Source organism: Kangiella taiwanensis (assembly GCF_020005165.1).
GTDB classification, from domain to species: Bacteria; Pseudomonadota; Gammaproteobacteria; order Enterobacterales; family Kangiellaceae; genus Kangiella; species Kangiella taiwanensis.
The window spans coordinates 516,602-540,378 of record NZ_JAHCLT010000001.1 but is presented as its reverse complement, the minus strand read 5'-3'; the positions used below and the strand labels follow the sequence as shown (position 1 = coordinate 540,378).

Sequence of the window (23,777 nt, the reverse complement as noted above, 5' to 3'; positions counted from 1 at the left end):
ACTTAGATATAAAGCACTTCAGCGACTTCATACTCCACTTTACCGCCCGGAGTTTGAATGTCAGCAATATCACCTTCCTCTTTACCAATAAGGCCTCGAGCAATCGGTGAATTAATAGAGAGCTTATTTTGTTTAATATCAGCTTCGTCATCACCTACAATCTGATAACGCACTTCGGTGTCTTTACCATCTTCTAGGTTAATCAAAACCACCGTCGAGCCAAAGATCACTTTGCCCGTGTTAGTAATTTTGGTGATATCAACAATTTGAGAGTTTGAAAGCTTCGCTTCAATTTCTTGAATACGGCCTTCAATAAACCCCTGCTGTTCACGCGCTGCATGGTATTCAGCGTTCTCTTTCAAATCGCCATGCTCACGAGCTTCAGCAATGGCAGCGACCACTTTAGGACGCTGCACTTTTTTAAGGTCATTCAACTCAGCCTGCAACTGTTCTGCGCCAGCTGCAGTCATTGGAACTCTATTCATACTGCTTTTACCTGTTTATGTAATTCCTGAACAGAATTAATGGTGCTACGAGTATGCTCTTTCATCGCCGCGCAAGAAGCTACCGCTCCTGCCAACGTCGTGGTGTACGGTACTTTATGCTGTAGCGCACTACGACGAATCAAGAAAGAGTCAGCAATCGCTTGCTTACCTTCTGTTGTATTAATAATGTAGTCTACCTCACCATTCTTGATGTAGTCCACAATATGTGGGCGACCTTCAAACATCTTATTAATACGCTGGCATGGAATACCGGCTTCACGAATAGCGCGAGCAGTACCGCTGGTAGCCATCAGCTCAAAGCCTTGCTCCACCAACTTCTTAGCCACATCGACCAAGCCCACTCTGTCAGCTTCACGCACACTAATAATCGCACGTCCTGCTAAAGGAACAATCTGACCGCTAGCACCACCCAGTTTTGCTTTATAGAATGCATCACCAAAGGTTTTGCCAACGCCCATGGCTTCACCGGTCGATTTCATCTCAGGGCCAAGGATTGGATCCGAACCTGGGAATTTATTAAACGGGAAGACCGGCTCTTTTACAGAGTAATAAGTTGGGATTACTTCTTGCGTGTAGCCAATTTCTTCTAGCGTTTTGCCAGCCATGACAGACGCAGCGATTTTCGCTAGAGGCGTACCTGTTGCTTTCGACACAAACGGAACCGTACGCGAAGCACGTGGGTTCACTTCAAGAATAAAGATCTTGTCGCCCTGAATCGCGAACTGAGTATTCATCAAGCCACGAACTTGTAACTCTTTCGCCATTTTTAGCATTTGATGCCGCATCTCGTCCTGAACTTCTTTGCTCAGGCTGAATGGCGGAATCGAACATGCAGAGTCACCCGAGTGAACACCCGCTTGCTCAATGTGCTCCATAACACCACCGATGAGAATTTTCTCACCATCGAAGATAGCATCAACATCCACCTCAATCGCGTCATCCAAGAAGCGATCAAGCAATACAGGCGATTCATTCGATACGCTTACCGCGTCATTCATGTAACGTCGAAGCTCGTCTTCGTTGTAAACAATCTCCATCGCACGACCACCTAGCACGTACGAAGGACGTACGACTAGCGGATAACCAATCTCTTCCGCTAAACGCACACCTTCTTCAAGGTTACGCGCCGTGCGGTTAGGCGGCTGTAACAACCCTAAACGGTCAATCGCACGCTGGAAACGCTCACGGTCTTCCGCACGGTCAATCGCATCCGGCGACGTACCAATAATCGGTACGCCTGCAGCTTCTAAGTCACGTGCTAATTTCAGCGGTGTTTGACCACCGTAATGAACAATCACGCCTTTTGGCTTTTCTACGTCAACAATCGCAAGTACATCTTCAAGCGTTAGTGGCTCGAAGTATAAGCGGTCTGACGTATCGTAATCCGTAGAAACTGTCTCTGGGTTACAGTTAACCATAATGGTTTCGTAGCCGTCGTCACGCATCGCAAAGGCCGCATGCACACAGCAGTAGTCAAACTCAATACCTTGACCAATACGGTTAGGGCCACCGCCCAAAATCATGATTTTTTCACGATCTGACGGATCCGACTCACACTCTTCTTCATACGTTGAGTACATATAAGCCGTGCTGGTCGCGAACTCAGCTGCACAGGTATCAACGCGCTTGTAGACTGGTACGACGCCAAACTTTTTGCGCAACTTGCGAATTTCTTTTTCACGGCACGCGAATATTTCAGCCAAGCGAGCATCTGAAAAACCTTTGCGCTTCACTTGACGTATCAAATGCTCGTCAAGATCCGACAATGACTTCCCTTCAAGCATTTGCTCGATCTTAATAAGCTCTTCAATCTGAACAAGGAACCAGCGGTCGATACCCGTTAAATCAAATACATCATCAATCGTCCAGCCCTTGCGGAAGGCATCTCCGATGTACCAGATACGGTCTGTGCCAGGCACACGTAGGTTTTGGCGTAAGGTGTCGACCCACTCTTCGTTGTCTTCTTCAAGCTTAGGATCAAAGCCATTCGCGCCAACTTCCAAGCCACGCAATGCTTTTTGCATGGACTCTTGGAATGTGCGACCAATCGCCATGACTTCGCCCACAGACTTCATCTGGGTGGTCAAAGTAGCATCTGTATTCGGGAACTTTTCGAAGTTGAAACGAGGAATTTTGGTTACAACGTAATCGATGCTCGGCTCGAATGATGCTGGTGTTTTACCGCCAGTAATTTCGTTCTGAAGCTCATCCAACGTATAGCCAACGGCTAGCTTTGCAGCGACTTTTGCGATTGGGAAACCTGTCGCTTTTGACGCTAATGCTGATGAACGTGATACACGTGGGTTCATCTCGATAATCGTCATGCGACCATTGTCCGGATTGATCGCGAACTGTACGTTCGAACCACCCGTCTCAACACCGATTTCACGTAATACCGCCAGCGACGCATCACGCATACGCTGATATTCTTTGTCGGTCAACGTCTGTGCTGGCGCTACCGTAATCGAATCACCCGTATGCACACCCATTGGGTCAAAGTTTTCAATCGAGCAGATAATGATGCAGTTGTCATTCTTATCACGAACAACTTCCATCTCATACTCTTTCCAGCCAATTAACGATTCATCAATCAACAACTCGTTAGTCGGCGATAAATCTAAACCGCGGTAACACAGCTCTTCAAACTCTTCTTTGTTGTAGGCAATACCGCCACCCGTACCGCCCATGGTGAACGACGGACGAATAATACATGGGAAGCCCACTTCTTTTTGCACTTTCCACGCATCTTCTAAGCTACGAGCGATATCCTGACGCGGTTGATCCAAACCAATTTTAGCCATCGACTTAGCGAACAACTCACGGTCTTCCGCTTTATCAATCGCTTCACGATTCGCACCAATCATCTCAACGCCATGGATTTCCAGTACGCCACGAGAAGCCAAATCAAGCGCACAGTTCAATGCAGTCTGGCCACCCATCGTTGGAAGAATCGCGTCAGGCTTTTCTTTTTCAATGATTTTAGATACAACTTCCCACTCAATTGGCTCGATATATGTCGCATCAGCCATATTCGGGTCAGTCATAATCGTCGCAGGGTTTGAGTTAACCAAAATAACTCGGTAACCCTCTTCTCTTAGCGCTTTACACGCTTGTGCACCTGAGTAATCGAACTCACAAGCCTGACCGATGATGATTGGGCCAGCGCCTAAAATTAAGATGCTTTCTATATCAGTACGTTTTGGCATATTCTATTTTCTCTCCTAGGCTTTTGCTTGTTCCATTAACTCAATGAAATGATCGAACAATGGCGACGCATCTTGCGGACCTGGGCTCGCTTCAGGGTGGCCCTGGAAGCTAAACGCCGGCTTATCCGTACGATGGATGCCTTGTAGAGAATCGTCAAACAATGAACGATGAGTTGCCGTTAGGTTTTCAGGCAACGTTGCCTCATCCACCGCAAAGCCGTGGTTTTGGCTGGTAATCATCACTCGGTCATTTTCCAGCGTTTTAACTGGGTGGTTCGCACCGTGATGACCAAACTTCATCTTGATAGTCTTAGCGCCACTGGCTAATGCTAATAGCTGATGACCTAAGCAAATCCCGAATACTGGAATATCAGTTTCCAAGATGTCTTGAATCGCCTTAATCGCATAATCACACGGCTCAGGGTCACCTGGACCATTTGATAGGAAAACACCATCAGGATTCATAGCCAACACATCCTTAGCTGGTGTTTGCGCTGGAACTACCGTCAGTTCACAGCCGCGCTCGGCGAGCATGCGTAAAATATTTTTCTTCACACCATAGTCATAAGCTACCACCTTGAACTTAGACTCTTGGCGTTCACCGTAACCATTAACCAAATCCCAGGTCGACTCATTCCAAGAGTATTGCTTATCGGTGCAAACCTCTTTCGCTAAGTCCATGCCTTTAAGGCCAGGGAATTCTTTAGCAAGCTCTAATGCTCTCGCTTCATCAATATCGCCTGCGATGATGCAGCCGTTCTGCGCACCTTTATCACGCAAAATTCGCGTCAATCGACGCGTATCGATATCAGCAATAGCGACACGTTTAGTGCGCTTGAGATAATCAGTTAATGTCTCTTCGCTACGCCAGTTACTGTGTAACAGTGGCAAATCACGAATAATCAAACCTTCCGCCCACACCTGGTCGGATTCAACATCTTCACTGTTGATACCAGTATTACCAATATGGGGATAAGTTAAGGTGACTATTTGTTTAGCGTAAGAAGGGTCAGTTAGTATCTCTTGGTAGCCAGTCATGGCCGTGTTGAAAACCACCTCTCCGACAGCTTGTCCATCGTAACCAATTGATGAACCATGGAAAACGCTACCGTCTTCGAGAACTAAAATGGCGGGTTGCAGACTTGAAAGTAGCTGCTGAGACTCTTGTGTTGGCAAAGAAACCTCCGTTTTTTAGGCGCAAAAAAATCGGATTCATTAATAATGACTCCGCACATTTTTCACAAAAAGACAAAAATTCGGCAAATTCCGTGTATTGTAAGGGATCACTCTTTTTATGTCTATGAGAGTTGCCTAACAATTCCAAATAATCGCGCCCTAAAAAGCAGGTTTCAGTAGCAAGTAGAACTTTCCAAGAATACAAATGAAAAAGGGCGGTAATCCCGCCCATTTTCGAGTGGCCTCATGCCTTTTTAAAGTGCTCCCTGCTACTTCCTTGTCTCACCAAATCCCTCGGCTAATTTTCCTTCTGTGCGTCCTTTGCACTCTTAAAACTCTACGCCGTTTATAAAAAAGAACAATAGGGGGAATCATCAATACAGATTTGAATTAAAGGATAATTACCTTATAAAACAATATATTACTTATTTTCTTAAGGCTAAAACTGCGATCTCGTCTGGAAAATTTCGACTAGGATTACAAGCGGTTGAGATATTTCGCACACGATCTATGGCGAATATCTCAACCATAATGCAAGAATAGAACTGTGTGAGCCTCAAGTTTACTTAGAGCCCTAATACATCCTGCATATTATAGAGGCCAACAGGCTTATCTTTTAACCACTTTGCTGCTGTGACTGCACCGCTTGCAAAGCATTGTCTCGACTGGGCTTCATGACGTAGAGTGACCATTTCACCATTGAGCGCAAACACAACGTCGTGGGTGCCAACAATGTCACCAGCACGCAGCACCGAAAAACCGACAGTACCTTCTTTTCGAGGCGCATCACCATGACGTGCCCATTCTGCAATATCGTTAAGGTTTTGCCCTTTTTCTTCAGCAACCGCCTCGCCAAGCGCTAAGGCTGTTCCCGATGGTGCGTCTTTTTTATGCTTATGATGAGCTTCAAAAATCTCTATATCAGCTTTATCGCCTAATAACTTTGTCGCTTGCTTGACCAGACCAATCAGACTATTGACGCCAATCGAGTAATTAGCGGCTAGCACAATTGGAATCGACTTGGATGCGTTATTAATCTGCGTTAACTGTTCCTCTGAATAACCCGTGGTGCCGATCACCACTGGGCTACCCGCTTCGACCGCACTCTTTATGCTTTCCATCGAATAATCTGGCAAACTAAAGTCTATCAAGACCTTATCGTTACTGAGCTCATTCGCTAGGCTGTCACTAATCACAACACCTTGAGGCTCAGAGCCAATAAGGTATGCTACATCGTTAGCCACCATTGGGTGTCCGGCGCGCGCAACGGCACCTGCCAAACTTGCATCCCTATCCGAAACGGTCGCTTGTAATAACTCTTTTCCCATACGCCCCGTCGCGGCGTTAATAATTATCTGTGTTTTACTCATACCTAATGACTTCAATTGTTACAAAGCACCTTGCTCTTGCAAGAAACCATAAATTCTATTGGCTAATTCACGGTAGCCTTGGTTGTTTAAATGGATCGAGTCCGACTTGTAGGAGCGTGTTTTCAGTAAGTCAGACATCATCTCACCTTCAAACGCCACATTATGCTCATCGGCTAGTTGCTGATAAAAATCCGCGGAGTCTGAAAACAGGTTTTTTTCTGGTATACCTAGCAATACGACCTGCGCACCACTCAAGCGAATCATCTGAATCATCTGCGCTAAATTACTCTTGGCTTGAGCATGGCTCATGTTTCGCAAGATATCATTACCACCTTCCATGAGAATCACTAAGTCCGGTTCATGAGCTCCCAGTACCAAAGGCAATCGAGCTAACCCTTCTACTGTTGTCTCGCCAGAAACACCTTCATTGATGACCCTTAAGCCGGATATTTCAGCCAGAACCTGAGGATACGCACTGTCCCGCGAAGCGCCGACACCTTCCGTCAAACTATCGCCAAAGGCTACAACAACGGCATCTGAGCTTAACGGTTGTAACTTTTCTTCTGCTCCACAGGCAACTAGCAACAGAAGTAAAACACCATAAAGGCTGACTCTTGCTAGCTCAAATAACTTTATCATCTAATTCATTACGCGCTATAACTATTAGGATTACGAGCATAAATCTTTTTTCAGCCAAACACAAAAAAGCCCGCACGAGGCGGGCCTTTCCATAAAGATTGCTTAACTGGTCATCGCATCCCAGAACTTTTTGACTCCGTCAAACCAAGAGCTTTGCTTTGGGCTGTTTTTACCATCCGAGTCATTCACCGTTTGTTGAAACTCTTCAAGCAGCTCTTTCTGCTTCTTGTTCAACTTTACTGGAGTTTCCACAATCACACGGCATAACAAGTCACCAACCATGCTACTCCGAACGCCTTTAACACCTTTGCCTTTCATGCGGAACAGGCGACCTGTTTGCGTTTCTGCAGGAATGGTTAATGAAACTTTTCCGTCTAAAGTCGGCACATCAAGCTTGCCGCCAAGAGCCGCAGTGACAAAACTTAGTGGCATCTCACAGTACAAGTTCACGCCATCACGCTTAAAGATTGGGTGCTCTTTAACATAGACCTGAACGTACAAGTCACCAGCAATCGCGCCAGGACCACCCGCTTCGCCTTCGCCTGTTAAGCGAACACGCATGCCGTCATCAATCCCTGCTGGGATTGTGACTTTAAGCTCTTTGGTCTTATGCACTCGACCTTGACCATGACAATCATCACACGGGTCTTTGACCATCTGCCCCGTACCCTGACAATCTGGGCAGGTCTGCTGTACCGAGAAAAAGCCTTGGCTCATGCGTACCGCACCTTGGCCACCACAGGTAGTACAAGTAGTTGTACCCGAACCCGGTTTAGCGCCGTCACCATCACAGGTATCGCAGTTGACGTAAGTTGGAACTTTAATTTCCTTCTCAACACCGCGAACCGCTTCTTCTAAACTAATTTCAAGGTTGTACTGGAGATCGTTACCGCGGGCTTGACGTCTGCCGCCACCGCGACGACCACCGCCACCACCACCAAAAATGTCGCCAAAAATATCACCGAAGATATCATTAAAGTCGCCACCGCCGCCGAAGCCACCAGCGCCGCCACCGCCCATGTTAGGGTCAACGCCAGCATGACCATACTGATCGTACATTTGGCGTTTCTGCGGATCACTTAAGACTTCGTACGCTTCTTTTGCTTCTTTGAAGCGTTGCTCAGCTTCTTTATCATCGGGATTACGATCGGGGTGATTCTTCATCGCCAGACGACGATAAGCTTTTTTAAGTTCAGCTTTTTCAGCGCCTTTCGAGACACCCAATACTTCGTAATAATCGCGTTTCGACATAGTTAGCTACTTTCTTCTTCAATCTGCTTTAACCGCAAACGCAGGAATCAAATCCTGCGTTTACCTTTTCTTCCTATCAGTTGCCTATCCAACTGATAGTGTATTAAAACGAGTAATTTGGCTTGAGAGCGAGGCGCTGAGTTTTCGAGAAGCGGAGTTTACTCAGGTAAATGAGCACTCGCAGAAAACTCAGCAACAAAGCTATCGAGCCAAAGAGCCGTTTTAATTATGACTTAGATTTATCGTCCTTAACTTCCTCAAACTCAGCGTCTACAACATCATCGCCAGCATTGTTTGAGTCATTAGAAGCTTGCTCGCCACCTGGCTGTTGACCAGCTTCCGCTTGCTGCTGTGCGTTTGCATACATACGCTCAGCCATCTTCGCAGATGCTTGGCTCAAGGCTTCCGTCTTAGCTTTAATATCTTCTAAGTCGTCGCCTTTGATCGCTTCTTCAAGCTCGTTAGCTGCAGCTTCAATCGCTTCTTTCTCACCTTCTTCGAAAGTGATGCTTTCGTCATCTAGTGACTTACGTGAAGCGTGAACTAGGCCATCCGCTTGGTTGCGAGCTTCAACAAGCTCTTGGAACTTCTTATCTTCTTCAGCGTGCGCCTCAGCATCTTTAATCATTTGATCGATTTCTTCATCGCTCAAACCTGAAGAGGCTTTAATCTGAATCGATTGCTCTTTACCAGTCGCTTTATCTTTTGCCGAAACGTGCATGATACCGTTAGCATCAATGTCGAACGTTACTTCAATCTGAGGCGTACCACGTGGCGCTGGAGGAATATCCGCTAAGTCAAAACGACCCAGTGATTTATTCTGCGCAGCCATCTTACGTTCACCTTGAAGCACGTGAACCGTTACTGCAGTTTGGTTGTCTTCAGCTGTTGAGAAGGTTTGCGATGCCTTAGTTGGGATCGTTGTGTTTTTATCAATCAGCGGAGTCATCACTTGGCCCATCGTTTCGATACCAAGCGTTAGAGGCGTTACGTCGAGTAGTAGAACGTCTTTTACGTCACCACCTAGTACCGCACCTTGAATCGCAGCGCCAACTGCTACCGCTTCATCAGGGTTAACGTCTTTACGTGCATCTTTGCCGAAGAAGCCAGAAACTGCTTCTTGTACTTTAGGCATACGAGTTTGACCACCAACCAAGATCACGTCGTCGATTTCTGAGTTAGAAACGCCTGCGTCTTTCAATGCTTGCTTTACTGGCTCAAGCGTACGCTCAACCAAGTCTTCAACCAATGCTTCTAATTTTGCACGAGTTAGCTTGATGTTAAGGTGCTTAGGACCCGTTGAATCTGCTGTGATGTACGGCAAGTTAACTTCTGTCTGGCTGCTTGAAGACAATTCAATCTTCGCTTTCTCACCAGCTTCTTTCAAACGTTGCATCGCTAATGCGTCGCCTTTAAGGTCAATACCTGACTCTTTCTTGAATTCAGACGCCAAGTATTCGATCACGCGCATGTCGAAGTCTTCACCACCAAGGAACGTATCACCATTAGTAGAAAGCACTTCGAAGGTATGCTCGCCATCAACTTCCGCGATTTCAATAATTGAGATATCGAAGGTACCACCACCAAGGTCATACACCGCGATGGTGCGATCGCCACGCTCTTTGTCCATACCGTAAGCTAACGCAGCCGCTGTTGGCTCGTTAATAATACGCTTAACGTCTAGACCAGCGATTCGACCCGCATCTTTTGTCGCCTGACGCTGTGAGTCGTTGAAGTATGCAGGAACCGTAATCACGGCTTCTTTAACTTCTTCACCTAGAAAGTCTTCTGCTGTTTTCTTCATCTTTTTCAAGATTTCAGCAGAAACCTGTGGCGGTGCCATTTTCTTGTCATTCACTTGTACCCAAGCGTCACCATTGTCCGCTTCGATAATTTTGTACGGAACCATACCCGTGTCTTTTTGCACGACTTTGTCTTTGAATTTACGACCAATCAAACGCTTAATCGCATACAAAGTGTTTTCTGGGTTAGTTACTGCCTGACGCTTCGCAGACTGACCGACTAACGTTTCACCGTCTTCAGTGTAAGCGATGATCGATGGGGTCGTGCGCGCGCCTTCCGCGTTTTCGATAACGCGAGGCTTGTCACCGTCCATAACGGCAACACATGAATTTGTTGTACCTAAATCAATTCCGATAATTTTGGCCATGTTTTCACTCCAAAAGGGTCTTTAAATCTTGCTTGTAGCTTATGTGGGGGCTGGGTTTGGTAGATCAACCCCTTAATCCTACTTTTTTTAAGGGTACTCAACTTTGTTGCAGTTGTTTCGGCTGAGCATCCCGACGATAGACTGCAATATTGGTGGTAGTGGCGTTATTTCAAGGGGAGGGGAGGAGATTTAATGCTAAAAATATAAAAGCCGGCCCGAAGGCCGACTTCTAGTGACTATGTATAGGAGTGTTATTTTCCCTTCTTAGGTAGTAGGAGAGAAAATAGTCCCACGCTAAGCATGGGGTGATGCCTGATTATTGAGCACCACGACAAGACTGGCTTGCCTTGCTTTTAATTTCCTGTACTTTAGCCATATCACCGCTTTTCTTCGCCTCTACCAAAGCGTCGTAGTCTGTGTTTTCAACCACGCACTTACAGCTTTCCTGCTGCTTAGTACGAACTTCTTCCGGCAATTGCTGTGCTTGCATATCACAAGCACGCAACTCCTGCAGCTTCATTGTTTCCGCTTCATTTGCCATTGCGCTGCTTGCAATAGCCAGACCAAATACAGTGGTTAGTGTTAATAATGTCTTTTTCATAATAATCACCTTCTAGATTGCAAAATGTATTTCGTTAGTGGGAGTAAGTTCAAGTCGTTAACTATTCAGCACAAGCTTCTTTCGCTTCCTGATTGATTTTTTGGATTTTCGCTAAATCACCTTTTTTCTTGGCTTCAGACAAAGCTTCGTAGTCAGTGTTTTCAATCTCACACTCACAAGGCTTTTGCGTTTGCTCACCGTTTTCGTTAGTCTTTTGCTGTGTTTGAGCTTCACATGCTCGAACATCCATCTGTTTCAAAATGTCTGCGTCGCCTGCGTTAGCCGTTCCAGCAGCAAGACCAAAAGCTGCACCTAAAATTAATCCTAAAACTGTGTTTGACTTCTTCATAACTTTTTACCTTTTGTTGCAAGTGGACTTTTGTTTTAACACGCAAAAGTCATAAAAAAACATGACGAATTTCACACTCAGTTTTTTGTAAAACAGGGTTTAACAATTGGACGTTTTTTTGTGATGAAATTGACTATGAAAGCGTTTAACGCTTTGCACTTTTAAAGTGATCTTATCGAAAGCGCTATAACTGATAACTCATTGATTAATAAAATCTTTTATTGTTTTTTATCCGCTAGAACGAGGTGCTCGTCACGTTTTTGAGAGGAACTTTTTATTGCGGGAACTACTAATTCTTTCGTTAGTCTTAGGGGTATTTTTTGCACGAGCTTGGGAATGATCTGGGAATAAAAAAACCTTGGCGGACTCATGCTTTTACAGCAACCCTAACCAAGGCTTTTAAATTTTTCTTCTGAAAATCGGCACTTACCATCCGTAAGCGCTATTTTAATAAATTAAAACTCAGCGTTGTGATAAACGTTTTGCACATCGTCCTGATCGTTTGCCATATCCATAAACTTTTCGAACATCTCTTTATCTTCACCAGAGATCTGAGTCATCACTTTCGGTACAAACTGAATTTCATCAACTTCAAATTCAATGCCTTCAAAATGCTCCTGAAGTGCGTTCTTTGCTTTGAAGTACTCGGTCTGTGGTGCAAATACCGTGATCTTGCCATCTTCATGCTCAATATCGGTCACATCAACGTCCGCCATCATCAGTGCTTCTAAAGCACCTTCTTCATCATCACTTTCAAACACAAAAATAGCGCTGTGATCGAACATGTGCATCACGCTGCCTTCCGTTCCAATCTTCGACTTGGTTTTAACAAAACACTGGCGAACCTCACCGAACGTACGATTTGGATTATCCGTCAGGCAGTCGACAATCACCATAACATTACCAGGCGCATAGCCTTCATAACGCGCTACAGCGAAATCCTCACCTGCACCGCCTTCAGCTTTATCAATCGCTTTTTGAATAACGTGCGCAGGAACCTGATCACGCTTGGCACGATCCATCAAGCTGCGCAAAGCAAGGTTACTATCCGGCTCAGAGCCACCTTGTTTTGCACAAACATAAATCTCACGGCTGTATTTACTGTAAACCTTGGCGTTTTGATCCGACGTCTTAGCCATCGACTCTTTACGGTTTTGAAAGGCACGACCCATCTGTATTCTCTCAACGTTATGATTTTAAAGTTTGGCGTATTGTATTACGAAATGCTCAGAAAGTGGGCATTAATTAATCTACCGATATAAAAAAAGCCGCCTAAGGTATTTAGACAGCTTTTGTTCACGAAATACAAATGTATTGCTTACTGGGCAACTACCACACGCGCCGGACGAATAATCCGTCCGTTCAATGAATAGCCTTTCTGGAATACATCAATAATGGTATTTTTCTCATGATCAGGGCTTGGCACCATGGTCATGGCTTCGTGTAATTGCGGATCGAACACTTCTTCAACAGGATTCAGTTGCTCAACACCGAACTTTTTCAACGTCGATAAGGTCATTTTTAGAGTCAGCTCCATACCCTCTTTCATCGCCTTCGATTCTTCATGCTCGGCTTTAGCCTGTAAGCCCTGCTCTAAGCTATCGACAACTGCAAGTAGCTCTTCAGCAAACTTCTCAATCGCGTATTTACGGGCATTACTCACTTCGTTCTCAGAACGGCGACGAATATTTTCTGCTTCTGCTTTAGTGCGAAGCGCTAAATCCATATTTTCAGCAGCTTTAGCTTCTGCGTCTTCTAACGCCTTTTCTAACTCAACAATTTTACGCTCTTCATCGCTTAAATCAGCTAAGTTATCGTCTTCAGCCGCTTCAACAGCTTCTTCTAAAGCTTCGTCCACAACTTTCTGCACCTGCTCCTCAGCAGCTTTTTTATCCGCCTCACTCAGCTCTTCTTGTTTTTCAACGCTGTCTTTTTCAACGTCTTGATTCTGCTTGTCTTTCTCAGACATACCAACTCTCCAAACTATTTAACGCTAACCAACGACTGACGTTGTCGCTGGCTGAATATTCTGTGTCTCTCAATATGAGGTTTCATCATCATTATTCAAGGCCGCCGATATCAATTTCGCCGTAATATCGACCATAGGTATCACCTTGTCATAAGCCATACGTGTTGGACCCACCACAGCTAATACGCCCACGGCTTCACCGTCAATACTGTAAGGTGCGCCAACCACACTGCATTGCGATAACACATCGTAGCCCGACTCTTCGCCAATAAAGAGCTGCACACCCTCTGCATTCAAGCATTTATCCAACAAGGTTAACATCTGGGTCTTTTCTGAAAACGCATTAAACACGGACTGTAGATCCGATATATCACCAGAATTGACCCAATTGAGAAGCTGCGACTTGCCGGTGATTTGAACCTCATCGTCTTCACCGCCGGTAAACCCTTTTTCAGCAACTTCCATCATCGAAGCCATCATTTGATCCATCTTGGCCCGATCATCCTTCAGCTCTTGTAAAAGCTCGCGACGTACCGTATCCAGCTCTTTGCCTGCGAAGTGGTGATTCACATAATTTGAAGCCTGCTGTAACTCGCTTCTCGACACCGGTGTGTCGAGCTGAATCACACGATTTTGCACTTCACCGTCACTTAATACCAACACTACCAACACTTTATTCTGCGACAGAGGGACGAATTCTACTTGTTTAACGCGCGTCACGTCTCGGCGCGGTACCCGAATCAGACCAGCCATTTGAGTCACTTGGGACAACATATTCGATACACTCGACAGCATCTCGCCTGTTTCCGAGACTTTGCCTAAATGCTTCTGCAATTGCTGCAGATAAATCTCCTCCACATCGGACACAGTCAGCAGCTGATCGACGAACAAGCGAACCCCTTGCGACGTGGGAATACGCCCAGCTGACGTGTACGGCGCGGTTAGTAAGCCCATACTTTCAAGATCCTGCATGACATTGCGCACCGTCGCCGCACTGACGCTTAACTGCGAGTTTTGCAGTAACGTCTTCGAGCCCACAGGTTGCCCGCTGGAAATGTAAGTTTCCACTAGGGTCTTCATCAAAATCTGTGCGCGTTGGTCAAATTTGCTCATGAAAGTCTTTTCAGGCCTTAGTTCGTTATATCGATTAATAATAAGGTTTAGTCCCGCAAGCAATTGATATTTTTGCGAAACCCTTGCCTATTGGCTGTATATATTCTTAAATGTGGGTCAATAATGCAATTACAAGGGACAAAGGGCAACCGTGGCACCTGCTTTAAGTTTTAACACTATCGGCATCATGGGCAAACCGAAGCATCAAGAAGTCGGCGAAACCATTATGACCTTGTACCGTCATCTACTGGATGATGGCTACAGCGTTTTGGTCGAAGATTCGGTGGCTTCTGGGATCGATGTGAGCGCTGATGATCAAGCGAACTGGCAGACCATCGGCGAAAAAGCCAATCTCGTTATTGTGGTCGGCGGCGATGGTTCGATGCTTTATGCCGCTCGTTTGATGGCTAGCTATAATATTCCGTTACTAGGGGTAAACCGTGGCTACTTGGGCTTCTTAACCGACATTCAGCCGCAACAAGTGACTGAAAAGGTCAGCGAAGTCTTGGCGGGTGAATACACTCAAGAGCGTCGTTTCCTACTTGAAGCCGACATCGAAGGCGATGACTCGCAAGAGCGATACAGCGATGCGCTTAATGATATCGTGCTGTATCCCGGTGAAATCTCGCGCATGATCGAGTTCGAGGTCTATATCAACGACTCTTTTGTGTATAGCTTGCGTGGCGATGGTTTAATCATTTCAACGCCGACAGGCTCAACCGCCTACTCCTTATCGGCTGGTGGCCCCATTATGTCCCCATCGATTAACGCTATATCGCTGGTGCCCATGTTTCCACACACACTTTCCAGCCGACCTATTTCAATTGACGCAGACAGTAAAGTTGATATCGTATTCAGCCAAGCCAACGAAAACGAAGCACGGCTCAGCTGTGATGGGCAGGTTCGATTCCCCGTAGTACCGGGCGAAAAGATTTGCATCCGTAAGCGCAAAGAGGATTTGTGGCTATTGCACCCGAAAGATTACGACTATTTCCGCCTGCTTCGTACTAAGCTCGGCTGGGGATCGAAGTTATAACCCTAACCCATTAGGCTGATATAAATAAGGTTTTCCATGATAAATAGATTGGTAGCGATTGTATTGCTTTTAGTTACGCTATTGCCAATGGCAGCATTATTTTATACCTACGCAACAATGACAACAGCTCCATTTAGCGACAATAACTTCTCTGCATTTCAGAGCTTTATCATTCCATACGCTGTTTCTGTTTTCATACTCGTATTGGGTTACGTCGCTTATATCGCTAAAACGAATAGAGTACCTAAAGACAAGAAAATGTTGTGGGTCATAGCAATTGTTGCTTTTCATGTTTTTGCCATGCCTGTATTCTGGTTTAACTATATATGGAGACAACCATACAATCATTCTGGCACGTTTCAGCCCGAATAAACGATAATAAATATGCTCTCAAGTATTCATATCAAAGACTTTGCCATCATCGATCAGCTTGATTTGGATCTACAAGCTGGCATGACCGTGGTCACGGGTGAAACCGGCGCCGGTAAATCCATTATGGTGGACGCCCTATCCTTTGCGCTCGGTGCACGAGCAGACAGTGGCGTGGTACGAAACGGCGCTAAACGTGCGGAAATTAGCGCTGTTTTTGATATTAAGAAGCTTAAACCTGTCCAAGCATGGCTTGATGAGCAAATGCTGGATGATGAAGATGACTGCATTCTTCGCCGCGTGATTAATCACGATGGGCGTTCACGTGCTTTTATTAACGGGCAACCCGTTAATTTGACGCAGTTAAGCGAGCTTGGCGACTTTTTGGTTGATATTCACGGCCAGCATGAACATCAGTCGTTGTTTAAGCCACAGACACATTTACAACTTCTTGACCGTTTCGCTGACTTATCAGCTGAAACTCAAGAGCTACGTTCTCTTTCTAAGAACATAAGTGACATTTCAACGAAGTTAACGTCTTTTAAAGAATCATTGAAAGACAAAAATGATCGCCGAGACTTACTGACTTTCCAGCTTGAAGAGCTTGAAAAGGCACCGATTGATCGTGCGCACGACATTGAAAATGATCACAAACGTGCCGCAAACGCCAGTAAATTACTGGAGCAGGGCCAGCAAAGCCTGATGGCGCTGAATGAAGACGAGGAGAATATCATTAGTCAGTTGGGACGGGTTATCCATATCATTAGCGACATGAAAAATATGGATGATGGCGTTAGCAACACCCACGATTTACTGCAGTCAGCTTTGGTCGAGATCGAAGAGGCCAGTCACGAACTGCGAGACTATTTAGAGCGCCTAGATATTGATCCCGCAGAATACGAGCAACTTGACCAAGAGCTAACCTTACTTCACGACTTAGCACGTAAGCATCAGGTGACCATGACTGATCTGCCTGAAACTAAGCAAACTATCGAGCAAGAACTCGAACAGCTTTCGGGCGACGAGCAAACCTTTGATGATCTAGAGAAAGAATTAAGTCTTCAGCAAGAGAATTACAGCAAACTGGCGACAAAAGTATCTAAAGCGCGCGCAAAATCGGCTAAAGAGCTCGAAAAGCAAGTTGTTAAGCTGATGAAAGACTTAGGGCTTGGAAACGGCGTGTTTGAAGTTGCACTGAACCCTACGGATAAAGACAGCTTCAAGTCTCAAGGACTCGAAACCGCCGAATTTATGGTCAGCACTAACCCTGGTCAGAAACCACAACCTTTACGTAAAGTGGCTTCTGGTGGTGAACTGTCTCGCATCAGCTTGGCCTTACAAGTGATTAACGCCCAAACCATCCAGCTACCAACATTAATTTTCGACGAAGTTGACGTTGGTATCGGTGGTGGCACAGCCGAAATCGTCGGTAAGCTTCTGGCAGACTTAGGCAAAAAAGCCCAAATTCTCTGCGTCACACACCAAGCACAAGTCGCCGCCCAAGGCCACCAGCACCTAATGGTCGCCAAGTCACAAGATAAGAAAAGCACTCAGACTGAGCTTCAACAACTTGATACCGATCAGCGAATTGAAGAATTAGCCCGCATGATTGGTGGTGTAGAGATAACCGAGACTATCAGAAGTCACGCAAGGGAGTTGTTGGCTCATGGCGAACATTAACGCAGAGTTTGTTAACTCCCTTACCAATATCAATACTCCGGACTCTCGCTGGGAAGGGTTTGGTAAATATAAAGACGGTTCTTTTACCCCATTAACTCTTGAAGAGTTTTCTAAACCAATTTATAAAATAGCTTTAAATGAACATACTCCAACTAATATCGTGACACACTTTGAAACTGCAAAAAATTTAGCCCTTTACTCTTGGTATGTTTACAGGTTCATGCCTATTTCAGAACTATACGCATACATAACTATAGAGATGGCTTTGAGAGATAAACAAAATAATACTAAAACACCATTTTCTAAACTCTTAAAAAAAGCAGTTAAAGATAAAGTTATTATTACTGAAAAGCTATCCTATTGGCGTCAAATCAAAAAATTTAAAGAGCGTCAATATTCAGAAGCTCTAGAATTCTCGAAGCTTAGAGGCGCCCCACCACCACTTCCACCCGAGCTCAGTAATTACGCTGAAACTTTAAGTGATGTCATTCCATTTTTTAGAAATACATACGCTCACGGGAGCTCCTCTATCTCCCCGTTTCCTTATCTTGCTTTGCAGAACAGTGCCGATATTATTAACCAAGTATGTTCACACCCTAGTTTCCACGACTAAGCCGCAGAGTGCTGATTTAAAAGTGCAAAGTCTACAAACATAACCTAAAGGTAAAGAATGACAACAGACACTATCATCATCAACAAAGAACCCGTCGAATTATTCAAGATCCTTAAGTTTGAGGGTATCGTCGGCAGTGGCGGCGAGGCTAAGATGATCATTAGCGAGGGATTGGTCAAAGTTAATGGCGCAGTAGAAACTCAAAAGCGTAAGAAAATTGTCTCAGGAGATACCATTGAGTTTATGGATGAACTTTATAAAATTACTCTTGGTGAATAAGCAAAACAGTTATCCAAAAGAGTCTGGCCCCGAAGTGAGCTAGTTTTTCTACAAGCCACTTCGAGGCTATTCAATCACCGATCACTTATCGTGCATTACCGAGAACTCAGGTCTTAACCTCATGATCTGGAAACTCAAGCTATCAACATGCTCATCAAATCGACTGAATAGATCTTTTAGCTCGTCCTTACCAATTTCTTTTGCCGCCATTTCTTCAAAACCAGGCTTTGGTTGCTCAAAACCGGCAAAATTTTCACTCGGCATTGCAAGCGTTAAATAAACACCATCCATGTTACGCTCATAAGACCAACCCCAAGCACGTTTCCAGCCCATCTTTTTTGCTAAGTCAGAGATTTCTTTGACCACAGGGCCGATGTCTGAGTTAGGCTTGAGTTTATGATGGGTTAACCGCAATAAGTTCGCTTTCGTGCCTTCCGGCCAGTTATTGTTTTCATGATCGACCCAAGAGTAAAAATGGCGAGACTTTTTGACATACTTACCCGGACCATTTGCCCAGTCATTGCCAAGCTCTTCATGCACTTTTAACTCACTGTATTTTTGGTGATCGCTCCACTTAAAACAACAATGGCGCACATAATAGTCCCGTCCAATAATCCCCGTATGCGGCGTGTAAGCTGCCCAGTTTCTAGGGTCACCTTTTTCTTTTCTGAATTTCGCATGTGCTTTTAGAGCTTTTTCAAAGCTTTTCTGATCCGCCGGATCAATTTTAAAGTGCCACATTTCCGCCATTGCCGGTGGCTTTTCATCGGCGGCGGTTGCCGTTTGAGTCGTTAATAAGACAAAAGGTATGACTGCCAGTAGAAGGCTTAAAGTATAGAAACGCTTGTTCATAGCTAACTCCTTTTCGTTAACCGAGTAAAAAACTACAACAAACGCAAGCTTTTGATAGAGATCAAAAAAATCCCCAAGGCCAAAAAGTATACGCCCAACTGTACGAAAATCAATCAGTCAGATTTCTTTACAACTTCTTGAGTTATAAGGTATTAGATAAAAAATAACTAAAAGCAATTAAACAAGACGAGAAATATCCCGCTCCACGCCAGAATGACATAGTTCGAGGAAATTAGAATTTTGGTGTGAGTGCGCAGTTAGAGAAATGCCTTTGGTACCACGAGTTAGCCCTAAAAGCTGGATTTTCTTTTGAGGTCGAGGCAAAAACCGAAGCAAGGCTAGGAGTTTACACCAAGTAAATGACTAGCCTTGAAGAGTTTTTTAACGAAGAGTTCGAAAGAAAAGATGCTTTTTAAATTAGTTTTTCTTCTTAACGTACAAAACCAAACTATGATCCACAATCTCAAAGCCATGTTCTTCAGCAATGACATGCTGTAGACGCTCGATTTCGTCATTCATGAATTCAATCACTGTGCCATCATCGACATCAACCATGTGATCGTGATGTTCGCCATCATCCAATTCAAAGACTGAGTGGCCGCCTTCAAAGTTGTGACGAGTAATAAGGCCTGCGGTTTCGAACTGGGTTAAGACACGGTAAACCGTCGCTAAACCTACGTCATCACCTGAGTCTAGCAACATCTTGTAGACATCTTCAGCACTCAAGTGGCGTTCGTCGGAACTTTCCAGTATTTGCAAAATCTTAACTCTGGGTAGAGTTACTTTAAGACCTGCTTTTTTTAACTGTTGGCTTTCCAAAAATACATCCTCCGATAGATTTGCGCGACAAAATGATTATACTAGGGCGCAGATTGTATATAAAGTGATTTGGAAAGTTAAATAAGAACCTCTAAAATCACTAATAACTCAAGAAATTAGGTAACACATGAAAAAACTGTTTTGTTTATCGCTATTGCTCGTTCTTGCTTCTGCTTGCGTTTACACACCGTCGATTCAGCAGGGCAATATTTTACAACAAGAAGAAGTGAATAAGATTGAACCTGGCATGACTAAGTCGCAAATCGCGTTTATTTTGGGTAAGCCTGCTTTAAACACGAATTTAGAGGACAGCACCTGGTACTACTTGTACTATTTAGAGCCTTCGAGTGGCGAATCGCGTTCTAAGCGTCTTATTTTGCATTTTGCTGACGACAAACTTGAGCGCATGGAAGGAACAATTAAGCCAGAAAAAGAATAGCTGGTCAGTTTACGAGGTGTTCACTCTACTAGGGACACCTCTTTATTGACGCTACTGCTTTGAACTAACCTCTTGATATTCCTTCTTTAATTGTTCAACTTGCTGCTCACTCGGTTGTTTAAATTGACCTTTTGATAACATCACGACGGTCTGCTTGAGCTGCTTGACGTAACGCCGACAATTGACACAAATCATGAGATGCATCTTCATCTCGACCTTGCGCCAAAAGCTCAATTCTTTATCCAAATAATCAGTCCCTTGGGCTATTGTGTGTTTACAACTCAACATTCTCCAGTCCTCTGAAATCTCGCGACTACCTGCTGCATCTTATCGCGCGCACGGTGTAACAATACTCGGGCATTAGATGCAGTGATCTCCAAGATGTTACAAATTGTGTCCATATCTAGTCCGCCGACATCCCTTAAATTTATGATTTGTTGCTGATTGTCGGGTAACTTGACCATGTGTTTCTTGACGCAATCTTGAAGTTCATCAGCTGCCAACAGGTCATCTGGAGAGGAAATATCCCATTCGGGATTTCCACCTGCCCAGTGGCCTTTTTCTGTAAAACGTGTATCCGTCGCCCAGTTTTCATCAACGGCTTCTAAGGATACTGAGCGCGATTCTTTACGCAAGCGAGTTTTTGCTTCATTGGCGGTAATTCGAATTAACCATGACTTTAACGCTGAGCGACCCTCAAATTTATGGATCGCATTGATTGCCGAAACCCAAGCTTCTTGAACCACCTCATCAGCAATAGCAGGGCCGGCGATCGAATAAGCCACGCCAAACATCGCTGAATGGTATTCTTTCACCACTCGCTCGAATAAAACGACATCATTATTTTTCAGTCGCTCAACCAACTCATCTTCAGGCGGTAACGCTTTTTCTGTCACAGGTTCCCCAGTAGCACCGAAATGCAGTTATTAACGTTTATTTTTGACTTATCAGCAAAAACTCAATTACTCTGACGAAGTACAAACGCTTTGAACTAATAGTCTTAAGCACTATTTTAGCGTTAATATAACAGAAAAATTGTATAGATATGTCAATGAGGTAAGTGTTCATGGAATCGGGGTTTATGGCCTTTGCTAAAACAGTGCTCAACTGGATCGGACTTTTCTTTGTTTTGGGCCTGAGCCTATTACTCATAACCATCCTCATCGTCTATATCATCGATAAAACACAAAAAAAACAGGCAATACGCCGTAACTTCCCTGTTATTGGTCACTTCCGCTACTGGTTCGAACATCTGGGTGAATTTTTTCGCCAATACTTCTTCGCTATGGATCGTGAAGAAATGCCGTTCAATCGTGCCGAACGCAACTGGGCCTACCGCGCAGCAAAAGATGTTAGCCGTACGTTAGCCTTCGGCTCTACCCGCAACCTCACGCCGACTGGCACTGTGATGTTTTTAAACGACCAGTTCCCGACCCTAGAGAAAAATGCCGTTGAGTCTCAACCTGTGTTAATAGGGCCTTATTGCCGCACCCCTTATCTCGCCAAGAGCTTCTTCAATATATCGGGCATGAGTTATGGCTCTTTATCCAAAGTCGCAGTTCAAGCACTTGCTAAAGGCGCGGCCAAAGCAGGTTGCTGGATCAATACTGGTGAAGGTGGCTTGTCGCCACACCACTTGTCGGGTGGCGGTGATGTGGTGTTTCAGATTGGTACAGCTAAATACGGCGTTCGTAATGACGAGGGTGGTTTAGACGATGACAAGCTGAAAGAGGCTAGCTCACACCCACAAGTTAAGATGATTGAGCTTAAGTTAGCTCAAGGCGCGAAACCTGGCAAAGGCGGTATTTTACCTGGTCGTAAAGTCACCGCTGAAATCGCCCAAATCCGTCACATCCCTGAAGGCCAGGACTCCATCAGTCCTAACGGTCATCCTGAAATCAATAATGTCAGCGACTTATTGGACATGATCAATCACATTCGCGATATTAGTGGCAAGCCTGTTGGCTTCAAGACCGTCATCGGCACCGATGCTTTCCTATTTGATTTGTGCGAAGAAATACACCGCCGAGGGCCAGAATCAGCACCTGACTTTATCACCATTGATAGCGCGGATGGTGGCTCTGGCGCCGCGCCACAACCGTTGTTCGACTATGTTGGCCTAACCATTAAAGAAAGCCTACCCATGGTGCTCAATGTGCTTCATAAGCAAGGGCTACGTGATCGCATCAAAGTGATCTGTTCGGGCAAAATGATCAATCCATCTGGCGTTGCTTGGGCTTTGGCTATGGGTGCGGACTTTGCCTTATCGGCACGTGGCTTCATGTTTGCGCTCGGCTGTATCCAAGCGTTGCAGTGCAATAAGAATACGTGCCCAACGGGCGTCACCACCCACGATCCTGATTTACAGAAAGGTTTGGTGGTACCAGATAAAGCTGAGCGTGTTTACCATTATCATAAGAATTTAGTCAAAGCGGTGGGCATGATCGCTCACTCGTGTGGCGTCACTGAACCACGCGGATTAAAAAGACATCATGTTAGAGTTGTAACAGAAACGGGGTTATCGACTCCTTTAGATAAGATACACCCTTATCAAGAAAGCAGTATTCCGACTAAAAAGCTCTGATGAGCAGCTCCGTTGAATAGGAGGAATACCATAACAACAGGAGTTTTTTATGAGTAGCATCGCAACCAAATATCACGAGTTTCAAGCTTGTGTGTGTCATTACTTAAAACATTTAGACGGTATTCCACCTTTATTATTCCGCCTTGTGCTCTTCTTTCCGCTTTACGAAGCTGGTTCACGTAAGTTTGAGAATTTCTCAAGCACCTCGGACTGGTTCGCTAGCTTGGGCATGCCGATGCCTGATGTCATGACGTTTCTCGCCGCAAGTGCGGAAATGATCGGCGGTATTTTTATTCTGGTTGGTTTCGCCACACGCTGGGCCGCTATCCCGCTGATGATCACCATGCTGGTCGCCGCTTTAGCTGTACACTGGGATAATGGCTGGTACGCTATTGCTCAGTCGTCGGATCCAGAGGTGGGGAACCGCTTAGATATGGCGCGCAGTATTTTAAAAGAATACGGCAACTATAACTGGCTCACAGCAAAAGGTAACTTCGCCATTTTGCAAAACGGGATTGAGTTTGCAGCAACCTACTTCATTATGCTGGCTTCGCTATTCTTTACCGGTGGAGGACGCTATTTCTCAGTTGATTACTGGTTAGGGAAAGCATTTCCTAAAGCCAAATAAGCCACTCAGCGTTTAAAACATGAATTAAGCCAGTGAAAACTGGCTTTTTTCCAAATAAGTCCCGTTTTACGGTGCTAATCCGACCACAATTGCCGTACAATGAGCGTATCATTAGAGCGCATAAATTT

General features: G+C 45.0%; 24 protein-coding genes. 8 read left to right on the top strand and 16 right to left on the bottom strand.

What is annotated here, in order from left to right:
- Positions 1–2: 2 nt before the first annotated feature.
- From greA to hrcA, 12 genes are all read right to left on the bottom strand, one after another.
- Positions 3–485 carry a transcription elongation factor GreA gene (greA, locus tag KFK88_RS02630; protein WP_223577104.1) on the bottom strand — a complete coding sequence of 161 codons (483 nt, stop codon included), beginning with the start codon at positions 483–485 and terminating at the stop codon, positions 3–5.
- Positions 482–3,712 carry a carbamoyl-phosphate synthase large subunit gene (carB, locus tag KFK88_RS02625; RefSeq protein ID WP_223577103.1) on the bottom strand — a complete coding sequence of 1,077 codons (3,231 nt, stop codon included), beginning with the start codon at positions 3,710–3,712 and terminating at the stop codon, positions 482–484. Before carB ends, greA begins: the two co-directional genes overlap by 4 nt.
- Positions 3,713–3,727: 15 nt before the next feature.
- Complete coding sequence (carA, locus tag KFK88_RS02620) at positions 3,728–4,888, bottom strand: glutamine-hydrolyzing carbamoyl-phosphate synthase small subunit (RefSeq protein ID WP_223577102.1); 1,161 nt, start codon at positions 4,886–4,888, stop codon at positions 3,728–3,730.
- Between the two features lie 566 nt (positions 4,889–5,454).
- Positions 5,455–6,258 (bottom strand): 4-hydroxy-tetrahydrodipicolinate reductase, encoded by an 804-nt coding sequence (gene dapB, locus KFK88_RS02615; RefSeq protein ID WP_223577101.1) that lies wholly within the window; start codon positions 6,256–6,258, stop codon positions 5,455–5,457.
- An 18-nt stretch (positions 6,259–6,276) separates the two neighbouring features.
- Complete coding sequence (locus KFK88_RS02610; protein ID WP_223577100.1) at positions 6,277–6,897, bottom strand: GDSL-type esterase/lipase family protein; 621 nt, start codon at positions 6,895–6,897, stop codon at positions 6,277–6,279.
- A gap of 102 nt (positions 6,898–6,999) precedes the next feature.
- Complete coding sequence (dnaJ, locus tag KFK88_RS02605) at positions 7,000–8,148, bottom strand: molecular chaperone DnaJ (RefSeq protein WP_223577099.1); 1,149 nt, start codon at positions 8,146–8,148, stop codon at positions 7,000–7,002.
- Between the two features lie 226 nt (positions 8,149–8,374).
- A complete protein-coding gene (gene dnaK / locus KFK88_RS02600; RefSeq protein WP_223577098.1) occupies positions 8,375–10,318 on the bottom strand; it encodes a molecular chaperone DnaK in 1,944 nt (647 codons plus the stop codon).
- A 316-nt stretch (positions 10,319–10,634) separates the two neighbouring features.
- Positions 10,635–10,919 (bottom strand): hypothetical protein, encoded by a 285-nt coding sequence (locus tag KFK88_RS02595; RefSeq protein ID WP_223577097.1) that lies wholly within the window; start codon positions 10,917–10,919, stop codon positions 10,635–10,637.
- A 61-nt stretch (positions 10,920–10,980) separates the two neighbouring features.
- A complete protein-coding gene (locus tag KFK88_RS02590; protein WP_223577096.1) occupies positions 10,981–11,268 on the bottom strand; it encodes a hypothetical protein in 288 nt (95 codons plus the stop codon).
- Positions 11,269–11,723: 455 nt separating this feature from the next.
- The gene (locus KFK88_RS02585) at positions 11,724–12,440 is read right to left on the bottom strand and encodes a YebC/PmpR family DNA-binding transcriptional regulator (RefSeq protein WP_223577095.1); all 717 of its coding nucleotides are present in this window, start codon (positions 12,438–12,440) and stop codon (positions 11,724–11,726) included.
- Positions 12,441–12,586: 146 nt separating this feature from the next.
- The gene (grpE, locus tag KFK88_RS02580; protein WP_396326640.1) at positions 12,587–13,174 is read right to left on the bottom strand and encodes a nucleotide exchange factor GrpE; all 588 of its coding nucleotides are present in this window, start codon (positions 13,172–13,174) and stop codon (positions 12,587–12,589) included.
- A gap of 132 nt (positions 13,175–13,306) precedes the next feature.
- On the bottom strand, positions 13,307–14,350 hold the full coding sequence (gene hrcA, locus KFK88_RS02575) for a heat-inducible transcriptional repressor HrcA (protein ID WP_223577093.1): 1,044 nt from the start codon (positions 14,348–14,350) through the stop codon (positions 13,307–13,309).
- Positions 14,351–14,501: 151 nt separating this feature from the next.
- Here hrcA and nadK point away from each other — a divergent pair, with 151 nt between their 5' ends.
- Genes nadK through KFK88_RS02550 form a run of 5 tightly spaced genes read left to right on the top strand, consistent with a single transcriptional unit; the run spans position 14,502 to position 18,327 of the window.
- Complete coding sequence (gene nadK, locus KFK88_RS02570; protein ID WP_223577092.1) at positions 14,502–15,386, top strand: NAD(+) kinase; 885 nt, start codon at positions 14,502–14,504, stop codon at positions 15,384–15,386.
- A gap of 36 nt (positions 15,387–15,422) precedes the next feature.
- Complete coding sequence (locus KFK88_RS02565) at positions 15,423–15,758, top strand: hypothetical protein (protein ID WP_223577091.1); 336 nt, start codon at positions 15,423–15,425, stop codon at positions 15,756–15,758.
- 12 nt (positions 15,759–15,770) lie between these two features.
- Positions 15,771–17,435, top strand: coding sequence for a DNA repair protein RecN (recN, locus tag KFK88_RS02560; protein ID WP_223577090.1), 1,665 nt, complete (start codon positions 15,771–15,773; stop codon positions 17,433–17,435).
- Positions 17,422–18,048 carry a hypothetical protein gene (locus KFK88_RS02555; RefSeq protein ID WP_223577089.1) on the top strand — a complete coding sequence of 209 codons (627 nt, stop codon included), beginning with the start codon at positions 17,422–17,424 and terminating at the stop codon, positions 18,046–18,048. The genes recN and KFK88_RS02555 overlap by 14 nt, the downstream gene beginning before the upstream one ends.
- Positions 18,049–18,105: 57 nt before the next feature.
- Positions 18,106–18,327 carry an RNA-binding S4 domain-containing protein gene (locus KFK88_RS02550; protein ID WP_223577088.1) on the top strand — a complete coding sequence of 74 codons (222 nt, stop codon included), beginning with the start codon at positions 18,106–18,108 and terminating at the stop codon, positions 18,325–18,327.
- An 81-nt stretch (positions 18,328–18,408) separates the two neighbouring features.
- On the opposite strand, the gene KFK88_RS02545 is transcribed toward KFK88_RS02550, so the two are convergent.
- Positions 18,409–19,179: a hypothetical protein gene (locus KFK88_RS02545; RefSeq protein ID WP_223577087.1), complete on the bottom strand. Its 771-nt coding sequence runs from the start codon at positions 19,177–19,179 to the stop codon at positions 18,409–18,411.
- Between the two features lie 417 nt (positions 19,180–19,596).
- Positions 19,597–19,998 (bottom strand): ferric iron uptake transcriptional regulator, encoded by a 402-nt coding sequence (gene fur, locus KFK88_RS02540; protein ID WP_223577086.1) that lies wholly within the window; start codon positions 19,996–19,998, stop codon positions 19,597–19,599.
- Positions 19,999–20,125: 127 nt separating this feature from the next.
- Here fur and KFK88_RS02535 point away from each other — a divergent pair, with 127 nt between their 5' ends.
- Positions 20,126–20,437, top strand: a complete 312-nt coding sequence (locus KFK88_RS02535; RefSeq protein ID WP_223577085.1) for an outer membrane protein assembly factor BamE — start codon at positions 20,126–20,128, stop codon at positions 20,435–20,437.
- Between the two features lie 51 nt (positions 20,438–20,488).
- Here the strand turns inward: KFK88_RS02535 and KFK88_RS02530 are convergent, their stop codons facing one another.
- Positions 20,489–20,725, bottom strand: coding sequence for a zf-HC2 domain-containing protein (locus KFK88_RS02530; protein ID WP_223577084.1), 237 nt, complete (start codon positions 20,723–20,725; stop codon positions 20,489–20,491).
- Positions 20,719–21,333, bottom strand: coding sequence for an RNA polymerase sigma factor (locus KFK88_RS02525; RefSeq protein WP_223577083.1), 615 nt, complete (start codon positions 21,331–21,333; stop codon positions 20,719–20,721). Before KFK88_RS02525 ends, KFK88_RS02530 begins: the two co-directional genes overlap by 7 nt.
- A gap of 185 nt (positions 21,334–21,518) precedes the next feature.
- On the opposite strand from KFK88_RS02525, the gene KFK88_RS02520 reads away from it, so the two are divergent.
- Together KFK88_RS02520 and KFK88_RS02515 are read left to right on the top strand one after the other, a co-directional pair.
- A complete protein-coding gene (locus KFK88_RS02520; protein ID WP_223577082.1) occupies positions 21,519–23,021 on the top strand; it encodes an FMN-binding glutamate synthase family protein in 1,503 nt (500 codons plus the stop codon).
- Positions 23,022–23,070: 49 nt separating this feature from the next.
- Positions 23,071–23,649 carry an HvfX family Cu-binding RiPP maturation protein gene (locus KFK88_RS02515; RefSeq protein ID WP_223577081.1) on the top strand — a complete coding sequence of 193 codons (579 nt, stop codon included), beginning with the start codon at positions 23,071–23,073 and terminating at the stop codon, positions 23,647–23,649.
- The last annotated feature ends 128 nt before the right edge of the window (positions 23,650–23,777 follow it).